This is a genomic window from Lysobacter cavernae (assembly GCF_042648505.1).
Classification (GTDB): Bacteria; Pseudomonadota; Gammaproteobacteria; order Xanthomonadales; family Xanthomonadaceae; genus Lysobacter_L; species Lysobacter_L cavernae.
The window spans coordinates 924,743-941,289 of record NZ_JBHRXK010000001.1 but is presented as its reverse complement, the minus strand read 5'-3'; the positions used below and the strand labels follow the sequence as shown (position 1 = coordinate 941,289).

The 16,547-nt window shown below is 68.5% G+C and carries 15 protein-coding genes; 8 read left to right on the top strand and 7 right to left on the bottom strand.

Annotated features, from left to right (window positions below; all coding sequences use genetic code 11):
* Positions 1-48 precede the first annotated feature (48 nt).
* Positions 49-2,274: a DUF5916 domain-containing protein gene (locus ACFOLC_RS03990; protein ID WP_386757722.1), complete on the top strand. Its 2,226-nt coding sequence runs from the start codon at positions 49-51 to the stop codon at positions 2,272-2,274.
* 29 nt (positions 2,275-2,303) lie between these two features.
* Here ACFOLC_RS03990 and ACFOLC_RS03985 read toward each other — a convergent pair whose 3' ends face one another.
* The 6 genes from ACFOLC_RS03985 to fusA form a co-directional block, all read right to left on the bottom strand.
* Positions 2,304-2,786, bottom strand: a complete 483-nt coding sequence (locus ACFOLC_RS03985; RefSeq protein ID WP_386757720.1) for a putative toxin-antitoxin system toxin component, PIN family — start codon at positions 2,784-2,786, stop codon at positions 2,304-2,306.
* A 4-nt stretch (positions 2,787-2,790) separates the two neighbouring features.
* Positions 2,791-3,465: a hypothetical protein gene (locus tag ACFOLC_RS03980; RefSeq protein ID WP_386757718.1), complete on the bottom strand. Its 675-nt coding sequence runs from the start codon at positions 3,463-3,465 to the stop codon at positions 2,791-2,793.
* Positions 3,466-3,500: 35 nt separating this feature from the next.
* Positions 3,501-4,064: a DUF1439 domain-containing protein gene (locus ACFOLC_RS03975; RefSeq protein WP_386757716.1), complete on the bottom strand. Its 564-nt coding sequence runs from the start codon at positions 4,062-4,064 to the stop codon at positions 3,501-3,503.
* A gap of 67 nt (positions 4,065-4,131) precedes the next feature.
* Positions 4,132-4,293, bottom strand: a complete 162-nt coding sequence (locus tag ACFOLC_RS03970) for a hypothetical protein (RefSeq protein ID WP_386757714.1) — start codon at positions 4,291-4,293, stop codon at positions 4,132-4,134.
* A 169-nt stretch (positions 4,294-4,462) separates the two neighbouring features.
* Complete coding sequence (locus tag ACFOLC_RS03965) at positions 4,463-4,759, bottom strand: hypothetical protein (RefSeq protein WP_386757712.1); 297 nt, start codon at positions 4,757-4,759, stop codon at positions 4,463-4,465.
* A gap of 120 nt (positions 4,760-4,879) precedes the next feature.
* The gene (gene fusA, locus ACFOLC_RS03960; protein ID WP_386757710.1) at positions 4,880-6,958 is read right to left on the bottom strand and encodes an elongation factor G; all 2,079 of its coding nucleotides are present in this window, start codon (positions 6,956-6,958) and stop codon (positions 4,880-4,882) included.
* 211 nt (positions 6,959-7,169) lie between these two features.
* On the opposite strand from fusA, the gene ACFOLC_RS03955 reads away from it, so the two are divergent.
* The 3 genes from ACFOLC_RS03955 to ACFOLC_RS03945 all read left to right on the top strand — a co-directional run bounded on the left by ACFOLC_RS03955 (position 7,170) and on the right by ACFOLC_RS03945 (position 9,093).
* Positions 7,170-7,604: an OsmC family protein gene (locus ACFOLC_RS03955; RefSeq protein WP_386757708.1), complete on the top strand. Its 435-nt coding sequence runs from the start codon at positions 7,170-7,172 to the stop codon at positions 7,602-7,604.
* Between the two features lie 14 nt (positions 7,605-7,618).
* Entirely contained in the window at positions 7,619-8,299 is a 681-nt protein-coding gene (locus ACFOLC_RS03950) for an alpha/beta hydrolase (RefSeq protein WP_386757706.1), read from the top strand.
* A 101-nt stretch (positions 8,300-8,400) separates the two neighbouring features.
* Complete coding sequence (locus ACFOLC_RS03945; protein WP_386757704.1) at positions 8,401-9,093, top strand: glycine zipper 2TM domain-containing protein; 693 nt, start codon at positions 8,401-8,403, stop codon at positions 9,091-9,093.
* Between the two features lie 93 nt (positions 9,094-9,186).
* Here the strand turns inward: ACFOLC_RS03945 and ACFOLC_RS03940 are convergent, their stop codons facing one another.
* Entirely contained in the window at positions 9,187-10,095 is a 909-nt protein-coding gene (locus ACFOLC_RS03940) for a PhzF family phenazine biosynthesis protein (protein WP_386757702.1), read from the bottom strand.
* A gap of 165 nt (positions 10,096-10,260) precedes the next feature.
* Between ACFOLC_RS03940 and ACFOLC_RS03935 the strand changes: the two genes are divergently transcribed.
* The 4 genes from ACFOLC_RS03935 to ACFOLC_RS03920 all read left to right on the top strand — a co-directional run bounded on the left by ACFOLC_RS03935 (position 10,261) and on the right by ACFOLC_RS03920 (position 16,496).
* Complete coding sequence (locus tag ACFOLC_RS03935) at positions 10,261-12,858, top strand: bifunctional aspartate kinase/diaminopimelate decarboxylase (RefSeq protein WP_386757700.1); 2,598 nt, start codon at positions 10,261-10,263, stop codon at positions 12,856-12,858.
* Positions 12,855-14,216: a UDP-N-acetyl-alpha-D-muramoyl-L-alanyl-L-glutamate epimerase gene (gene murL / locus ACFOLC_RS03930; RefSeq protein ID WP_386757698.1), complete on the top strand. Its 1,362-nt coding sequence runs from the start codon at positions 12,855-12,857 to the stop codon at positions 14,214-14,216. Before ACFOLC_RS03935 ends, murL begins: the two co-directional genes overlap by 4 nt.
* Positions 14,197-15,612 carry a UDP-N-acetylmuramoyl-L-alanine--D-glutamate ligase gene (gene murD, locus ACFOLC_RS03925; RefSeq protein ID WP_386757695.1) on the top strand — a complete coding sequence of 472 codons (1,416 nt, stop codon included), beginning with the start codon at positions 14,197-14,199 and terminating at the stop codon, positions 15,610-15,612. Before murL ends, murD begins: the two co-directional genes overlap by 20 nt.
* A gap of 86 nt (positions 15,613-15,698) precedes the next feature.
* On the top strand, positions 15,699-16,496 hold the full coding sequence (locus tag ACFOLC_RS03920; protein ID WP_386757693.1) for a dienelactone hydrolase family protein: 798 nt from the start codon (positions 15,699-15,701) through the stop codon (positions 16,494-16,496).
* The last annotated feature ends 51 nt before the right edge of the window (positions 16,497-16,547 follow it).

Sequence of the window (16,547 nt, the reverse complement as noted above, 5' to 3'; positions counted from 1 at the left end):
GTGTCGCGGCGGCCGAGAGCTGGTGTCCCCGGCTTTACGAGACCCGCGATGCGCGCTCCGCTGACCCTTGCCATCCTGACCGCCCTGTCCTGTCCCGCGATGGCGGTCGAGATCGACGGCCGCATCGACCCGAGCGAGTGGCAGGGGGCGCGCCAGCTCGCCGACTTCCGCCAGGTGCAGCCGTTGACGCAGGCCCCCGGCACGCTGTCGACGCAGGCCTGGGTGCTGGCGACGCCGGAGGGTCTGGCGATTGCCTTCCGCAACGAGCAGCCGGCGAGCGTGCCGCGCACCCGCCAGAAAGTGCAGCGCGACTTCGAGGCGCAGGTCGACCGCGTCAACCTGATCGTCGACTTCGATGGCGACGGCCGCACCGGCTACAACTTCACCGTGGCCTCGACCGGCGGCATCGCCGACGCGGTCGTCACCAACGAAACCCAGTTCAACGACGACTGGGACGGCAACTGGCGCCACGCGGTGAGCGAGGACGAGACTGGCTGGTCGGTCGAGATGCTGATCCCCTGGTACATCGCGCCGATGCGCGATGGCGAGAACGGGCAGCGCACGGTCAAGCTGTATCTGGACCGCGTGATCGGCTCGACCGGCGAGCGTTCGGCCTGGCCTGCCGCCAGCTTCGAGCGGCCGCGCTTCCTGTCCGATTTCGCACCGGTGCAGATGCCGCAGTACAGCCAGTCGCTGCTGGCGGTCACTCCGTATGTGTCAGGGCTGTACGACAACATCGGCGGCGACAGTGATTTCGACGGCGGCGCCGACATCTTCTGGAAGCCCAACGGCCGCTTCCAGCTGTCGGCTACGCTCAATCCCGACTTCGGCCAGGTCGAAAGCGACGATCTGGTCATCAACTTCAGCGCCACCGAGACCTTCATCAGCGACAAGCGCCCGTTCTTCACCGAGAACCAGGGCATCTTCGAGTTCACCACACCGTCCGACTACAGCCAACTGCTGTACACGCGCCGTGTCGGTGGCCCGGCCGACGACCGCAACGGCGCCGGTGACATCATCGGGGCGGTCAAGCTCAACGGCAGCTTCGGCGCGACCAAGTACGGCGTGTTCGCCGCCGAGGAGGCGGACGAGGTCGGCCGCACGTTCAGCGCCTTGCGCCTGGTGCGTGACTTCGACACGCAGAATCTCGGTGCAATGCTGACCCGCGTTGATCGCCCCTACTTGGATCGCGAAGCGACCGTGGCCGGCGTCGACCACAACTGGCGGCCGACCGATCGCGTCAGTGTGGAGACGCGTCTGATCGGCAGCCAGATCGACCAGGACAGCGAAACGACCCGCGACTCCGGCGCCACGGTGTGGGTCAACTACGAGATGGACGACGGCTGGCGCCAGCAGTGGCTGGCGATGCACTTCGGCAACGACCTGCAGCTCAACGACTTCGGCTACCTGTCGCGCAACAGCACCAACTACCTCAACTGGCAGGTGATGCGTCGCTTCACCGACCTGCCGGCGGACTCGCGCTATTCCTCCAAGGATTGGCGCTGGCGCATCAGCGGCACCGACAACGACCACGGCGACCGCCTGCAGCGCCAACTGCGCATCAGCCGGCAGAGCAAGGTGCGCGACGGCAGCTCCGAGTACGCGCAAATCAACATCAACAGCTCCGGGGTCGACGACCTGTTGCTGCGCGGCAACGGCGTGGTCGACAAACCCACGAACTTCATCGCCACCTACGAGTACGACCGCCCGCGCAAGGGCGACTGGTCGTGGGAGCTGGACGCCAACGTGTTCAGCGGAGGCCTGGCGGGCAACGACAAGATCGGCTTCGACGTCGAGTTCGTGCCGACGTATTTCATCAACGATGCCTTCAGTGTCTACGCTGGTGCCTATTACGAGCGCGTGCCGGACTGGCTGGTCTGGCAGCACGACAACCTGATCGGCAGCTTCGACGAGGACATGCTCCAGGTCAGCGCGGGCATGGATTGGACCATCAGCAGCAAGCAGGAACTGCGGGTGAAGCTGCAGGCCGTCGGTCTGGACGCGCGCCTGCACCAGGCCTATCGGGTCGATGGCACGGGCAACGCCATCGCCAGCAGCGATCCCGTCGACGACTTCAGCGTGCGCAACCTCGGCTTCCAGATCCGCTACCGCTATGAGCTGGCGCCGCTGTCGTACCTGTACGTGGTGTACGGGCGTGGCGGCTACGAGCAGGAGCCGTTCTCCGAGGAGGCGGGCGAAGCCTTGCGCGACAGCCTGGAGCTGCGCGACGACGAGCAACTGATGGTCAAGCTCAGTTATCGTTTCGAGATCTGAGCCGGTGGTGCGGCGGGGCAGCCGTGTCCTCAGTCACGCAGTTCGCGCAAGGCCGCCCAACTGCGTGGATGCAGGATCTCGAACAGGCCGGCGCGCTGCGTGCGCCTGCCCAGCCGTAGCAGCGCGTCGTCGCGGCTGAGCAGCCAGCGTGCGCCTGAGGCAAGCGCGAGCTCAAGGAATTTCTGGTCGTCCGGATCGGCGCAACGCGGCAGCGGGCAGGATGCGGGCTCCGGGGCCACGTCCTGCAGGCAGTGCACCAGCGCATCGAACGCCTCACGAGCCGCGGTCTGCGCGGCTTGGTAGAGCTGCAACTGCGGGTAAGCCAGCACGCGCAACCATTCCTCACGGCAGTCGCGGTCGGTGACCGCGATGACGTCGCCGGTTTGAAGCGCCGTCAGCAGGGCGGCCACGCGCGGATCGCGGAACACGAACAGGTCGAGGCAGGCATTGGTGTCGAGTACGACACGCGGTGCCTGTCCGGCATCGAACGCGGCCGCGCATGCACTGGTCATGCGGTCAGGGCTTCACTTCGCGGATATCGGCCGTACCGATCCTCCAGGCGCGCTGTTCGGCGCTGGCGCCGTCGACCACGGCGCGGCGCAGGGTGTAGGCGCCGACGTACTTGCGCGGGCTGCCATCGCCCTGGGTGGCGGTCAGGGCCACCGGCACCTCGATGAAGCGCGAGCCGGCACCGGCATCGACAGCCCCCGGCGCCATGATCTCCACCGAGACGCCCGCGGTGTCGACGAAGCCACCGGCGAATTGCTGCGGGCTCTGGCCGCTGGCGCGGCCGCCGTCCGACCACAGTGCGTAGGCGCGGGCGTAATCGCGGCGGTTGATCGCGGCGTAGTACTCGCGCACCACGGCGACGGCGTCCTGCGGTGTCGGTTCGTCGGTCACGCTGGGCGCGTCGCCTTGGGTTTCGGCCGGCGGGGTGTCGCCGGTGGCGGCTGCGGTGCCGTCGTCCGGCGGCAGGATCGGATTGCCTTGATCGTCGAGCGCCACCTGCGGCGGCAGCGCCGCGGGCGGCGGGCCGATCTGGCCCGGGCCGGGTTGGTCCGGCATGCCGGTCACGCCACCGCGGGCGCCTTCCGGGGCGGGCAGTGCGCCGGTGCCGGCGTCGTTGGCGGCGCCGGACGGTTTGTCGCCGCTGCAGGCCGCCAGCAGCGTGGCGATGGCGAGGGAACTCAACAGCACTCGTGCACAGAACATGTCACTGATCCAGGTCACTGATCCAGATGGACGACGACTACGCCGTTCTCGATCTGCGTCGTGCCGATGCGGCGCGCCCCCAGTTTGTCGAGCAGGCTGTTGTCGAAGCGGTATACCGGCTCCTGCCGCGCGTAATCGCCGAGCCAGGAGTTGAGCAGCGCGCGCGAGCTGGCGTTCATCACGCCGCCCAGCGCCGGCACGTCGACATTCTCGATCACCGGGTCCTGCAGGTGAAGGCCGTGCGTGGTCGGATCGAAGCGCAGCGCGCTGGTCAGCGCGAAACGGCCGGTCGGCTGGCTGCTGTCGCTGCCGAGCGCGCCGAGGCCGACGTCGAAGTCCACGCGCAGCCGGTTCGAGTTCGGCGGAATCGACAGCCGCGGGTTCATCAGCGTCAGCGACACCAGGCCGCCGAGCTTGTCGTAGTGCTTGGGGAAATTGCGGTTGAGCGAGTGCTGCAACTGCGCCGCAGTGAAGGTGACGTCGTTGCCGAGCAGGGCGCCGACGGTGGTGCAGCCGACCAGGGTCAGGCCGATGACGGCGACCGTGGCGAGGCGGAGAAAAGAGCGGCGCGGGTTCATACAGGGCTCCACGGGGATGCCCGCACGATACCCGCGCCGCATGAACAGGACAAAAGTGCGCGCGACCTCAGCCGTGGGCCGGACGCGGGTTTTGATACGCCGCCAGCACGCCGGGGATCGGCATGGCGGCGGTATCGAAGAGTAATTGCGTGTGCGCTGGGCCGGCGGGCAGTGGCTGCCCCATGAACCCGGGCAGTGCCGCACCGGAAATCCAGAAACGCTTGCCCATGCAGACTCCCCAGGTTGCAGACCGGCTCGAACGGATGGCTACGAACGGCAACGAAGTCGGCAGGTGGGGGCCGGCGACCGGGCGATGCTAGCGCGTGGAAGCGGCCGTGGACAGGTGGGCCGACCGACGGCGTTCCCGCGCAGGCTGGTACCTGCGCGGGAACGGACCGTCAGCGCGGACGTTTCGCCGCGTTCTTGGCCAAACCGATCACCGCCGTGAGGATGGCGCCGGCCACGCCGCCGCCGACCACCTGGCCGGCCAAGGCACCGACATCGAAGCCGGCGGACTCGGCCGTGGTGGCCAGCATGCCCATGTTCTGCAGCAACGCACCACCGCCAATGCCCCCGAGCAGGCCGACGATGGTGTTGCCGGCCACGCCGAGCCCCTTGTCCTTCATCGCCGCACCGGCCGCGCCGCCACCGACGGCGCCGGAAACCGCATTGATCAACGCACTGACGACATCCATCGACATCTCCCTTGCTGAGTGATCCTGATGCCGCGATCCGCCCCGCGATCTCACCCACTACGGACCCCACGGGACCTGCGGCGGGGCCATCATGGACCCATCCAGGCCGATCTGGGGGCTTCAGTCCTCCTCCGTCCTCGGCTTATAGGCCTCCACCAGTTTCTGCTGCATCTGCGCCGGCACTGGCTCGTAATGGCTGAAGTCGAGCGAGTAGCGGCCGCGGCCCGCGGTCACCGACTTCAGCTCGGCCGCGTAGCCTTCCAGTTCCGACAGCGGCACCTGCGCCTTCACCAGGATCTCGCTGCCGCGCAGGGTGTCGGTGCCGTTGATGCGGGCGCGCTTGCTGGCCAGGCCGCCGCTGATGTCGCCCATGTGCTGCTCGGGGGCGTTGACCTCGAGGTCGACGATCGGCTCCAGCACCTGCGGCCGTGCCTTGCTGATCGCATCAAGGAAGGCCTTCTTGCCGGCGGTGACGAAGGCGACCTCCTTGCTGTCGACTGGATGGTGCTTGCCGTCGAACACGATCACGCGCACGTCCTGCATCGGGTAGCCGGCCAGTGCGCCGTGGCCCAGCACCTGGCGCACGCCTTTCTCGACCGCGGGCAGGAATTGGCCGGGAATGGTGCCGCCCTTGACCTCGTCGACGAACTCGAAACCGCTGCCGCGCGGCAGCGGCTCGATGCGCAGGAACACCTCGCCGAACTGGCCGGCGCCGCCGGTCTGCTTCTTGTGGCGATGGTGGCCCTCGGCCTTGCCGCTGACGGTCTCGCGGTAGGCGATGCGCGGCGGGCGCGATTTCACCTCGACGCCGTACTTGTCCTTGAGCCGCTCCAGGTTGATGCGCAGGTGCAGGTCGGACAGGCCGCGGATCACGGTCTCGTTGGTCTCGGCCTCGTGCTCGACGGCAAAGCAGGGGTCCTCTTCGGCGAGCTTGTGCAGAGCGGTCGACAGCTTCTGCTCGTGGCCCTTGCTCGCGGCATCCACGGCCAGGCCGAACATCGGCTTGGGAAAGTCGAGCGGGGCGAGGTGGATCTGGTCCTCGTCGTGGCTGTCGTGCAGCACCGCATCGAAATGCAGCTCGTCGACCTTGGCGATCGCGGCGATGTCGCCGGGGATCGCCTGCTCGATCTCGATGTGGTCCCGGCCCTTGAGCTTGAACAGATGACCGACCTTGAACGGCTTCTTGCCGTCGTTGACGAACAGCTGGCTGTCGCGTTTCACCGTGCCCTGGTAGACGCGGAAGATGCCGAGCTTGCCGACGAAGGGGTCGTTGACGATCTTGAACACGTCGGCGATGACGTGGGCCTTCGGGTCGGGTTGGGCCGCGATCTGTTGCGCATCATGGCCGTTGCCTTTGACGAAGGGTGGCGGATTGGCCTCGCCCGGGTGCGGGAACAACTGCTCGGCGACGTCGAGCAGTTCCTTGACGCCGACGCCGCTGCGCGCCGAGCAGAACAGTACCGGCACCAGATGACCCTCGCGCAGGCATTGCTCGAAGGCGTCGTGCAGCTCCTGCCCGGACAGGCCGCCCTCGCCGAGATCGAGGTAGTGCTCCATCACCGTCTCGTTGATCTCGACGACCTGGTCGATGATCTTCTGGTGCCAGTCGGCGACCGGGCCGAGGTCGCTGCTCCCATCCGGCGTGCTGCCGGTGTTGCTGCTGAAGCAGTCGATGACCTGTTTGCCGCCATCGGCGGGCAGATTGAGCGGCAGGCATTCGGGGCCAAAACTCTCGCGCAGCTCATCGAGCACGCGCGCGCTGTTGGCGCCGTCATGGTCGATCTTGTTGACCACCAGCACCCGGCACAGGCCGCGGTTGCGGGCGTACTCCATCATCCGGCGCGTGCCGTATTCGATGCCGCGGTCGGCGTCGACCACGATCGCGACGGTTTCCACCGCCGCCAACGCTGACAGCGCCGGGCCGCGGAAGTCGGGGTAGCCGGGGGTGTCGATCAGGTTGACGTGGACGGTCTGGTTGGGTGCCGTGGCGTGATCGATGCTGGCGATGGCGGTGTCGATGGAATGGCCACGTTGCTTTTCGATCGGATCGAAGTCGGAGACGGTGCTGCCCCGTTCGATGCTGCCTGCCGTCTGGAGTGCGCCGCCGGCCTGCAGCAGGGCTTCGAAGAGCGTGGTTTTGCCGGCGCCGGGGTGGCCTGCCAAGGCCACGTTGCGGATTGATTCTGTGCTGTAGGACATGAGCGGACTTCTCCCTGAAGGCAAGGGTGGGAAGGCCGTCATGGCTGTCCGCGCTGCGCGCCGGAGCGGTGGGCGCTCGGCGGGCGGTCATGGCGGGTGCCGGCGTGGCGCCGGGAGGGCAAGCCTCGCGCAGGGGCGCGAGGCGGTCAAGCACCATGCGGCGCTAACAAGCGCATCGGTAGGCTGAGCCCCCACCACCTGGAGTTTCGACATGGGTATCTCGCGTCACGCTACCGCGCACTGGGAAGGCGACCTCAAGAGCGGCAAGGGCCAGCTGAGCACGCCGCAGAGCGGTCTGCTGGAAAAAACCCGCTACGGCTTCAACAGCCGTTTCGGCAGCGAGAAGGGCACCAATCCGGAAGAGCTCATCGCCGCCGCGCACGCGGGCTGCTTCACCATGGCACTGTCGGCCAAGTTGACCGAGGCCGGGCATCCGCCGGCTCGGCTCGACACCCGTGCCGAGGTCGACCTGTCGATGGAAGGCGGGCCTTCACTGTCGCAGATTCGCTTGAAAGTGACGGCGGACGTCCCGGGCCTGGATGCGGCCAGGTTCCAGGCCATTGCCCAGGACGCCGAAAAGAACTGCCCGGTGTCGAAAGCACTGAGCGCGGTACCGATCAGCCTCGAAGCCACCCTGACCGGTTGAGGAGCGTCTTGCCGATGGCCGTACCGAAACAGGCCGTGCTGCTGCACGGTGCCGGTGGAGGCGCCTGGGAGTGGAATATCTGGCGCAGTGTGTTTGCCGCGCACGGGGTCGACGCGGCGATACCGGAACTGCAGCCGGCCGCCGCCGGCCTGTCGGCGACCACGTTCGACGACTATCGCACCCAGGTGCGCGTGGCGATCGCGGCGTTGCCGCGGCCGCGTGCCTTGGTCGGCGCCAGCCTCGGCGGGTTGCTGGCGATGGCCTGCGCCGACGCCGTCGACGCGCTGGTGCTGGTCAACCCGCTGCCGCCTGCGCCGTGGGCCGCGCAACTGCCGGCGCGTGACTGGCCCGACCGGGTGCCGTGGCGACGCGATACGCGGCTGACCGGCACCCGCCGTGCGCTGCCAGACGCGGACGATGCCACCGCGCTGTTCGCCTTTCGCCGCTGGCGCGATGAGTCCGGGGCGGTGCTGCGCGCGGCCCAGGCCGGGATCGCGATCGAGCGGCCGCGCTGCCCGGTGCTGTGCATCGCCTCACAGCAGGACCAAGACACGCCGCCGGCATTGACTGTCGCGCTGGCGGCGCATTGGGGCGCCGATCTGTTGCGCGTGTCGTCCAGCCACGTCGGACCCTTGCTCGGCCGCGACGCGGCCACGATGGCCGCGCAGGTGCTGGCCTGGCTGTCGGACAGGTAAATGCAGCCGGGCGGGGCAAGGCGGACATGAGCCGGATTCAGCCTCGGTTGACCCCGACGGCCCGACGATCCGCGCACGCCACTGTGGCGTGGGAGCCATCGATGAACCGCCTGCTCGTCACCACCCTTGCGCTCGCGCTGTCGGCCACCGCCGGTGCGGCTTCGGCGCAGTCCACCTACGGCTCGTCGGGACGCTACGACCAGTCCTATCCGGACCGTTACGGCCAGAGCAGCGGCGGCCAGTACGACTATGCCCGCGTCTTGCGGGTCGACCCGGTGTTCGACTCGTACGGCGCCGGCAATCACGGTGCGGGCAGCCAGCAGCGCTGCTACGAGCGCCCGACCTACGTCAACGGCAACGACGGCTATTACAACGGCGACAACGACGGGTACTACCGCCGCAATGACGGCGGCTACGACCCGTATGGTGGCTACCGCCGCAGCACGGGCAGCGAGAGCGGGCGCACCATCGCCACCGTCATCGGCGGCGTCGTCGGCGCCGCCGTCGGCAGCCAGGTCGGCGGTGGCAGTGCGCGTTACGCGACCTCGGCGATCGGCTCGATGGTCGGCGGCTTGGCTGGCCGCCAGATCTACGAGCAGAACCAGCGCCAGCGCGACCGCGTCGGCACGGTGCGGGTCTGCGACCCGGTGCCGGCGGGCAACGGCTCACTCGTCGATGGCGCGGTCAACGCCTACGACGTCACCTACGAATACGCCGGCCGCAGCTACACCACGCGCACCAATTACCACCCCGGCGACCGCATCCGCGTGCGGGTGGACGTGCGGCCGGAATAAGCCCGGACGCCTTGCAGCAGCGCGAAGGGGCCGAACGGCGCCTTCGCGTTTCAACGCTGACGTAGTGATCGAGTACGGCCGCGTGCGCGGCCGTCAATCGGGCCAGTCGATCTGCCCGTGCACCACGTTGCAGACCCGGCCGCCCGACCAGACGTCGCCGTGCTCGTCGACCTGCAGATCGATGATGGCGTCGTGGCCGACCTCGCGGCCCTGGCTGACGCGGTAGTGGCCCTTTCGGCCAGGTTCGGGACAGGCGTCGCCCTGCGGCAACGCGCCCTGGGAGGCCAGCCACGCCGCCAGCGTGGCATTGGCGGCGCCGGACGCGGCGTCCTCGAAGCGGGCCGGCGCACCGACGAAGGCGCGCACGGCGTAGTAGTACACCGGGTCCGCGCTGCGGGCGTAGACGAACAGGCCCATGGTCTCGGTGGCCTCGGCGAGCGCGGCGACGGCGTCCCAGTCCGGGGCTGCGGTGCGCAGCGTGGCCTCGTCGGCCAGCTCCGCCAGCCACCAGCGGCGGCCGCCGTCCATCAGCACCGGCGGCAGCGCGCCCAATGCCAGGCCGCGCAACGCGGCGCGCAGGCGAGGGTCGTCGGGGGTGGTCGTCTCGACCGCCCGCGCCCGCGGCGTGCGTACCGCGATCGTGCGGGTGCGGCCCTCACCGACCACGTGCAGCGGCAGCAGGCCGGCGATGCCCTCCTGGACCAGCAGGCCGTCGTTGTCAGGGCGGGCGAGCCCGGCCTCGAGCACCACATGTGCGGTGCCGACGCTGGGGTGGCCGGCGAACGGCACCTCGCGGCGCGGGCTGAACATGCGGATGCGGTAGCTGGCACCGGGCGCGGTCGGCGGGAACACGAAGGTGGTCTCCGGCAGCCGGGTCCAGCGGGCGATGGCCTGCATCTGTGCGTCGTCGAGGCCGTCTGCGTCCAGCACCACGGCCAGCGGATTGCCGGCGCCGGGCCGGTCGGCGAATACATCCAGTTGCAGGTAGCGGCGCAGCGTCATCCGGGTGGGGGTCCGAAGGGGTTATTCGACTAGAATCGCGATCTTTGCCGCGAGCTTTCCTGCCCGGCGGGCAGGCGCGACATTCTAGGTGCTGTCCGGTCCGGGTGCCCGGACGGTTGCAGACGTAATCAACCCATCAACCCAATCATCAAGAGGTCAGTTGCGGTGGCGGAAGCGAATCGCTGGGTAGTACTCAAGTTCGGCGGCACCTCGGTGTCACGCCGGAACCGTTGGGACACCATCGGACGCCTCGCCGGAAAACGCATGGCCGATGATGGCGTGCGCGTGCTGGTGGTGGTGTCGGCCCTGTCGGGCGTTACCAACGAGTTGCAGGCGATCGCAAACGCGCCGATCGGTGCCGACGACGGCATCGCTGCGCGCATCACCGCACTGGTCGAGCGCCACCGCACGTTCTGCGTCGAACTCGATCTCGATCCCGATGCCGTGCTGGGTGAGCGTCTGGCGGCGCTGCAGGCGTTGGCCTTCGACGCGCGTGCTGGCCAGCGCACGCTCGACTGGCAGGCTGAGGTGCTGGCGCAGGGCGAGTTGCTGTCGTCGACGCTCGGCGCCGCCTACCTGCGTTCTCAAGGCCACGATTTCGGCTGGTGCGATGCCCGTGGCTGGCTCGACGCGGTCTCGCTGCCCAACGCCAGCGCCTGGGCGCAGCGCCTGTCGGTGAACTGCAAGCGCGAGCCCGATGCCGACTTCGGCGCGCGTTTCGCCCAGCAGCCCACGCGCATGCTGATCACCCAGGGCTTCATCGCCCGTCACGACGACGGCGGCACCGCGATCCTTGGCCGCGGCGGCTCGGACACCTCGGCCGCGTACTTCGGTGCCTTGCTCAAGGCGCAGCGCGTCGAGATATGGACCGACGTGCCCGGCATGTTCAGCGCCAACCCGCGCGAGGTGCCCGATGCGCGCCTGCTGACGCGCCTGCACTACGCCGAGGCGCAGGAAATCGCCACCACCGGTGCCAAGGTGCTGCACCCGCGCTCGATCGCGCCGTGCCGCGATGCCGGCGTGGCCATGGCGATCCTCGACACCGAGCGCCCGGACCTGCCCGGCACGCGCATCGACGCGACCGCGGCGACGGTGCCCGGGGTCAAGGCGATCAGCCGTCGCAACGGCATCGTGCTGGTGTCGATGGAAAGCATCGGCATGTGGCAGCAGGTCGGCTTCCTCGCCGACGTGTTCGAGCGCTTCAAGCGCCACGGCCTGTCGATCGACCTGATCGGCTCGTCGGAAACCAACGTCACCGTCTCGCTCGATCCGAGCGAGAACCTGGTCACCACCAACGTGCTGGAGGCGCTGTCGGCGGATCTGTCTGAAATCTGCCGGGTCAAGGTGATCGCACCGTGCGCGGCGATCACCCTGGTCGGCCGTGGCATGCGTTCGCTGCTGTATCGCCTCAGCGACATCTGGGCGACGTTCGGGCGCGAGCGCGTGCACCTGATCTCGCAGTCGTCCAATGACCTCAACCTGACCTTCGTCATCGACGAGGCCGACGCCGATGGCCTGCTGCCGCACCTGCACGCGGAACTGATCCGCAGCCGCGCGATGCCGGTGCGCGACGACACCGTGTTCGGGCCGAGCTGGCGCGAGATCGCCCATGGCAAGCCGCAGCGCACGCCCGCCTGGTGGATCGGCAAGCGCGAGCCTTTGCTCGCATCGGCGCAGCACGGCACGCCGCGCTACGTCTACGACCTGGCGACGGTGCGAGCGCGCGCGCGCTCGTTGAGCGCATCGACAGCGGTCGATCGCTGCTTCTACGCGATCAAGGCCAACCCGCATCCGGCCATCCTCAAGGCCCTCGTTGGTGAAGGTTTCGGCCTGGAGTGCGTGTCGCAGGGCGAGTTCGACCACGTATTCGCATCGTTGCCGGACCTCGATCCGAACCGCGTGCTGTTCACGCCCAGCTTCGCCCCGCGCCGCGAGTACGAGGCGGCGTTCGCGCGCGGCATCATCGTCACCCTCGACAACATCGAGGCGCTGCAGCGCTGGCCGGAGGTGTTCCGCGGTCGCACGATCTGGCTGCGCATCGACCTGGGCCACGGCGAAGGCCACCACGAGAAGGTGCGCACCGGCGGCGTCGCCGCCAAGTTCGGCCTGCCGATGACGCGCTTCGACGCCTTCATCGACGAGGCACGCAAGCTCGGCGTGCGCATCAGCGGCCTGCACGCGCACCTGGGCAGCGGCATCGAGGACCCGCAGCACTGGCGCGGCGTGTACGCGCACCTGGCCGGCCTGGCCGACAACGTCGGCACCATCGAGACCATCGACATCGGCGGCGGCCTGCCGATCCCGTACACGCCGGAAGCGCCGGAATTCGATCTGGCGCTGTGGCGCGGTGGGCTCGATGAAATCAAGGCGGCGTACCCGCGCTACGGTCTGGTGATCGAGCCGGGCCGCTTCCTGGTCGCCGAAAGCGGCGTGCTGCTGCTGTCGGTCACGCAGACGGTCGAGAAGGACGGCGTGCGCCGCATCGGCTGCGACGCCGGCATGAACGCGCTGATGCGGCCGGCGATGTACGAGGCCTACCACGGCATCGTCAACCTCAGCCGTCTCGATGACGAAGCCACGGCGGCGTTCGACGTGGTCGGGCCGGTCTGCGAGAGCAGCGACGTGCTCGGCCGCGGCCGCAGCCTGCCGTTGGCGACCGACGAGGGCGACGTGATGCTGGTCGCCGATGCCGGCGCCTACGGCATGGCGATGGCCAATTCCTACAACCTGCGGGCCCTGCCGGTCGAGGACGTTATTGAATGAGTGAGTGGAAATTCAACCGCGACGCGATCCGCGCGTTCCGCTTCGTGCGTTGTGGCTTCGACGCGCAGACCGGTGTCGCGCAGCTGGTGTACGCGTTCGATGATGGCCCCGAGTTGATCGAGACGGTGACTGTGCCGGGCGCGCCATTCGTTCTCGACGACGCACGCGCGGCCGCGGCCGAACGCGCGCTGCGGCTGCTGCATCTGATCACCGGCGTCAGCTACTACAAGGCCGCCGTGCCAGAAGAGATCCGCATCGACAGCTACACCATCGATGCCGACACCGCGGCGTTGCTGGAGTTGATCTACGTCAACGGCCTGGGTGAGTTTGCCTACCGCAATGGTCTGAATCTGCACGGCAAGATCCGCTTCCCGCATACCGAGGTGGCGGCCGCGCCTGCGCCGGCGTTGGGCCTGCGTGAGCACGCACTGGTCGCGATCGGCGGCGGCAAGGATTCGCTGGTCAGCATCGAGGCGCTGCGTGCGCTCGGGGTCGAACAGACCGTGACCTGGATCGGTGGCTCGCAGCTGATCCGCGCCTGCGCCGAACGCACCGGCCTGCCGACGCTCAACATTGGCCGCGCGCTGGCGCCGCAGCTGTTCGACTACAACCGCGAAGGCGCGTGGAACGGCCACATCCCGGTCACCGTGCTGAACTCGGCGATCATGGTGTTCACCGCGCTGCTGCTCGGCGTCGATCAGGTGGTGTTCTCCAACGAGCGCTCGGCCAGCTACGGCAGCATGATCGAGGGCACCGGCGAGGTGAACCACCAGTGGTCGAAGGGCTGGGCGTGCGAGCAGGCCTTTGGCGAGTACGTGCAGCGCGAGATCGCCGCCGACCTGCATTACTACTCGCTGCTGCGCCCGCTCAGCGAGTTGGCGGTGGCGCGGCTGTTCGCCAGGTGCGACCGCTACGACGCGCATTTCAGCAGCTGCAATCGCAACTTCCACATCCGTGGCGAACGCCCGGCCAACCGCTGGTGCGGCGTCTGCCCGAAGTGCCATTTCGTGTTCCTGGCGCTGGCGCCGTTCATGCCGAAGCCGCGCCTGGTCGGCATCTTCGGCCGCAATCTGCTCGACGACCCGGCACAGACCGCCGGCTACGATGCGCTGCTCGAGTTCCAGGACCACAAGCCGTTCGAATGCGTCGGCGAAGGCCACGAGTCGCGCGCGGCGCTGGCCGCGCTGAGCGAGCGTCCGGAATGGCGCGAGGACGCGCTGGTCGAGCGCTTCGCCCACGAGATCCGGCCGCAGTTGGGCGTGGACGAATTGCGCATCGAACCGTTGCTGGTCATCGACGACGAACAGCGGATTCCGCCGGCGCTATGGGGCCGTCTGCGTGCATATTTCGCAGCTTGACGGACAGCGGGTCGCGCTGTGGGGCTGGGGCCGCGAAGGCCGCGCCGCCTACCACGCGATCCGCGCGCGCCTGCCGGCGCTGGCGCTGACCGTGTTCTGCTCCGACGACGAGGCCACCGAGGCCCGCGCGCTCGGCGATGCGGGGTTGACGGTCGAAACCGCGGCCACGGCCGAGCGCCTGGCCGCGTTCGACGTGGTGGTGAAGTCGCCCGGCATCAGCCCGTACCGCGCTGAGGCCGTCGCCGCAGCCGCGCAGGGCACGCGTTTCATCGGCGGCACCGCGCTGTGGTTTGCCGGACATGCCGATGCCGATGGCATCGCCGCGCACACGGTCTGCGTGACCGGCACCAAGGGCAAGAGCACCACCACCGCGCTGCTCGCGCACCTGCTGCGTGCCGGTGGTCATGTCACCGCACTGGCCGGCAACATCGGCCTGCCGTTGCTGGAGCTGCCCGTGCAGCCGGTGCCGGAGTTCTGGGTGATCGAGCTGTCGAGTTACCAGACCGGTGATGTCGCGGTCAGTGGCGTGCGGCCGGAGCTCGCGATCGCGCTCAACGTATTTCCCGAGCACCTCGATTGGCACGGCTCGCACGAGCGCTATGTCGAGGACAAGCTGCGCCTGCTGACGCAAGCCAGGCCGCGCATGGCCGTGCTCAACGCCAACGATCCGCGCCTGGCCGCGCTGGTGCTGCCCGACAGCCAGGTGCACTGGTTCGGCCGTGCCGATGGCTGGCACCTGCGCGAGGACGCGCTGTACCGCGGCGACGAATTCGTCATGGACACGCGGGCCTTGCCGCTGCCCGGCCGTCACAACCGCGGCAACCTGTGCGCGGTGCTGACCGCGATCGAGGCCCTGGGCCTGGATGCGGTATCGCTGGCGTCGCACGCGGCCTCGTTCCGGCCGCTGCCGCACCGGTTGCAGAGGCTGGGCACGCGCGATGGCATCGACTACGTCAACGATTCGATCAGCACCACCCCGCACGCCAGCCTGGCCGCGCTCGACTGCTTCGCCGGGCGCCGCGTCGCGATCCTGATCGGCGGCCACGACCGCGGCCTGCCGTGGGAAGACTTTGCCGCGGCCATGCGCGAACACGCGCCGATGGCGGTGGTCACGATGGGCCATGGCGTGCCTTCCCAGAATGGCCCGCGCATCCATGCGCTGCTGGCACCGGTGGCTGCGCAGGTCGGATTCGGCTTGAGCGAGGCGACCGACCTGGCCGACGCCATGGCGCAAGCCCGGGCCGCATTGGGTGGTGACGGCGTGGTCTTGCTGTCGCCGGGTGCACCGAGCTTCGGCGTCTACCGCGACTATGTCGCCCGTGGCCGCCATTTCGCGCAGCTGGCCGGTTTCGATCCGGATACGATCAGCGGCATTCCGGGTCTGGGCATCGCCTGAGCCATGCCTTCGGACACACTCCGGTAATTCACGCCTGCATCGCCACCGCGGAGTAGGCTCGCACCGCCCATCGAGGAGTAAGCGTCATGGCCCGCGTCGTTGCTGCGATTGCATTGCTGTTGTGCGCCGGTCCCGCTTTGGCTGCGATGCAGGCCAGGCCGGTCGAATGGAAGCTCGGGGAAGACAGGTTCAGTGGCGTGCTCGTCTACGATGACGTCAACACGATCAAGCGCCCCGGCCTGGTGATGGTGCCGAACTGGATGGGCGTGACCGACCTCTCCATCGCACGCGCCAAGCAGGTAGCCGGCGACGATTACGTCGTGCTGGTGGCCGATGTCTACGGTCACGGCGTGCGTCCCAGGGACAAGACCGAGGCCAAGGCGCAGGTCATGAAGACCTACGCCGACGGCGGCGTCATCTTGCGCAAGCGCACCGATGCGGCACTGACAGCCTTGAAGGCACAGGCGGCGACCGCGCCGCTGGATGCGGACAGGCTGGGTGCATTCGGGTTCTGTTTCGGCGGTTCAGCGGTGCTCGAACTGGCCCGGTCCGGCGCCGACCTGGCCGGCGTGGTCAGCGTGCACGGCGGACTGGAGACGTACCTGCCGACCGCGGGCAACCAGGTCAGCGCCTCGGTGCTGGTGCTCAACGGCGCCGCCGACACCTCGGTGACGCAGGCGCAGATTGTGGCGTTCGAAAAAGAGATGGACGCCGCCGCGGCCGACTGGCAGTTCGTCAACTTCAGCGGCGCGCGCCACTGCTTCACCCAGGAAGAAGACGCCAATACCGATGCGGCCAACAACTGCCGTTACGATGCGCGCGCCTCAAAGCGTGCGTTCGAGATGCTGCACGATTTCTTCCGGGAGCGTTTCGCCGGGCAGTGACGTGGCATGGTCGATGCGATCAGCCCGATCGCATCGACGTCATCGCATCGA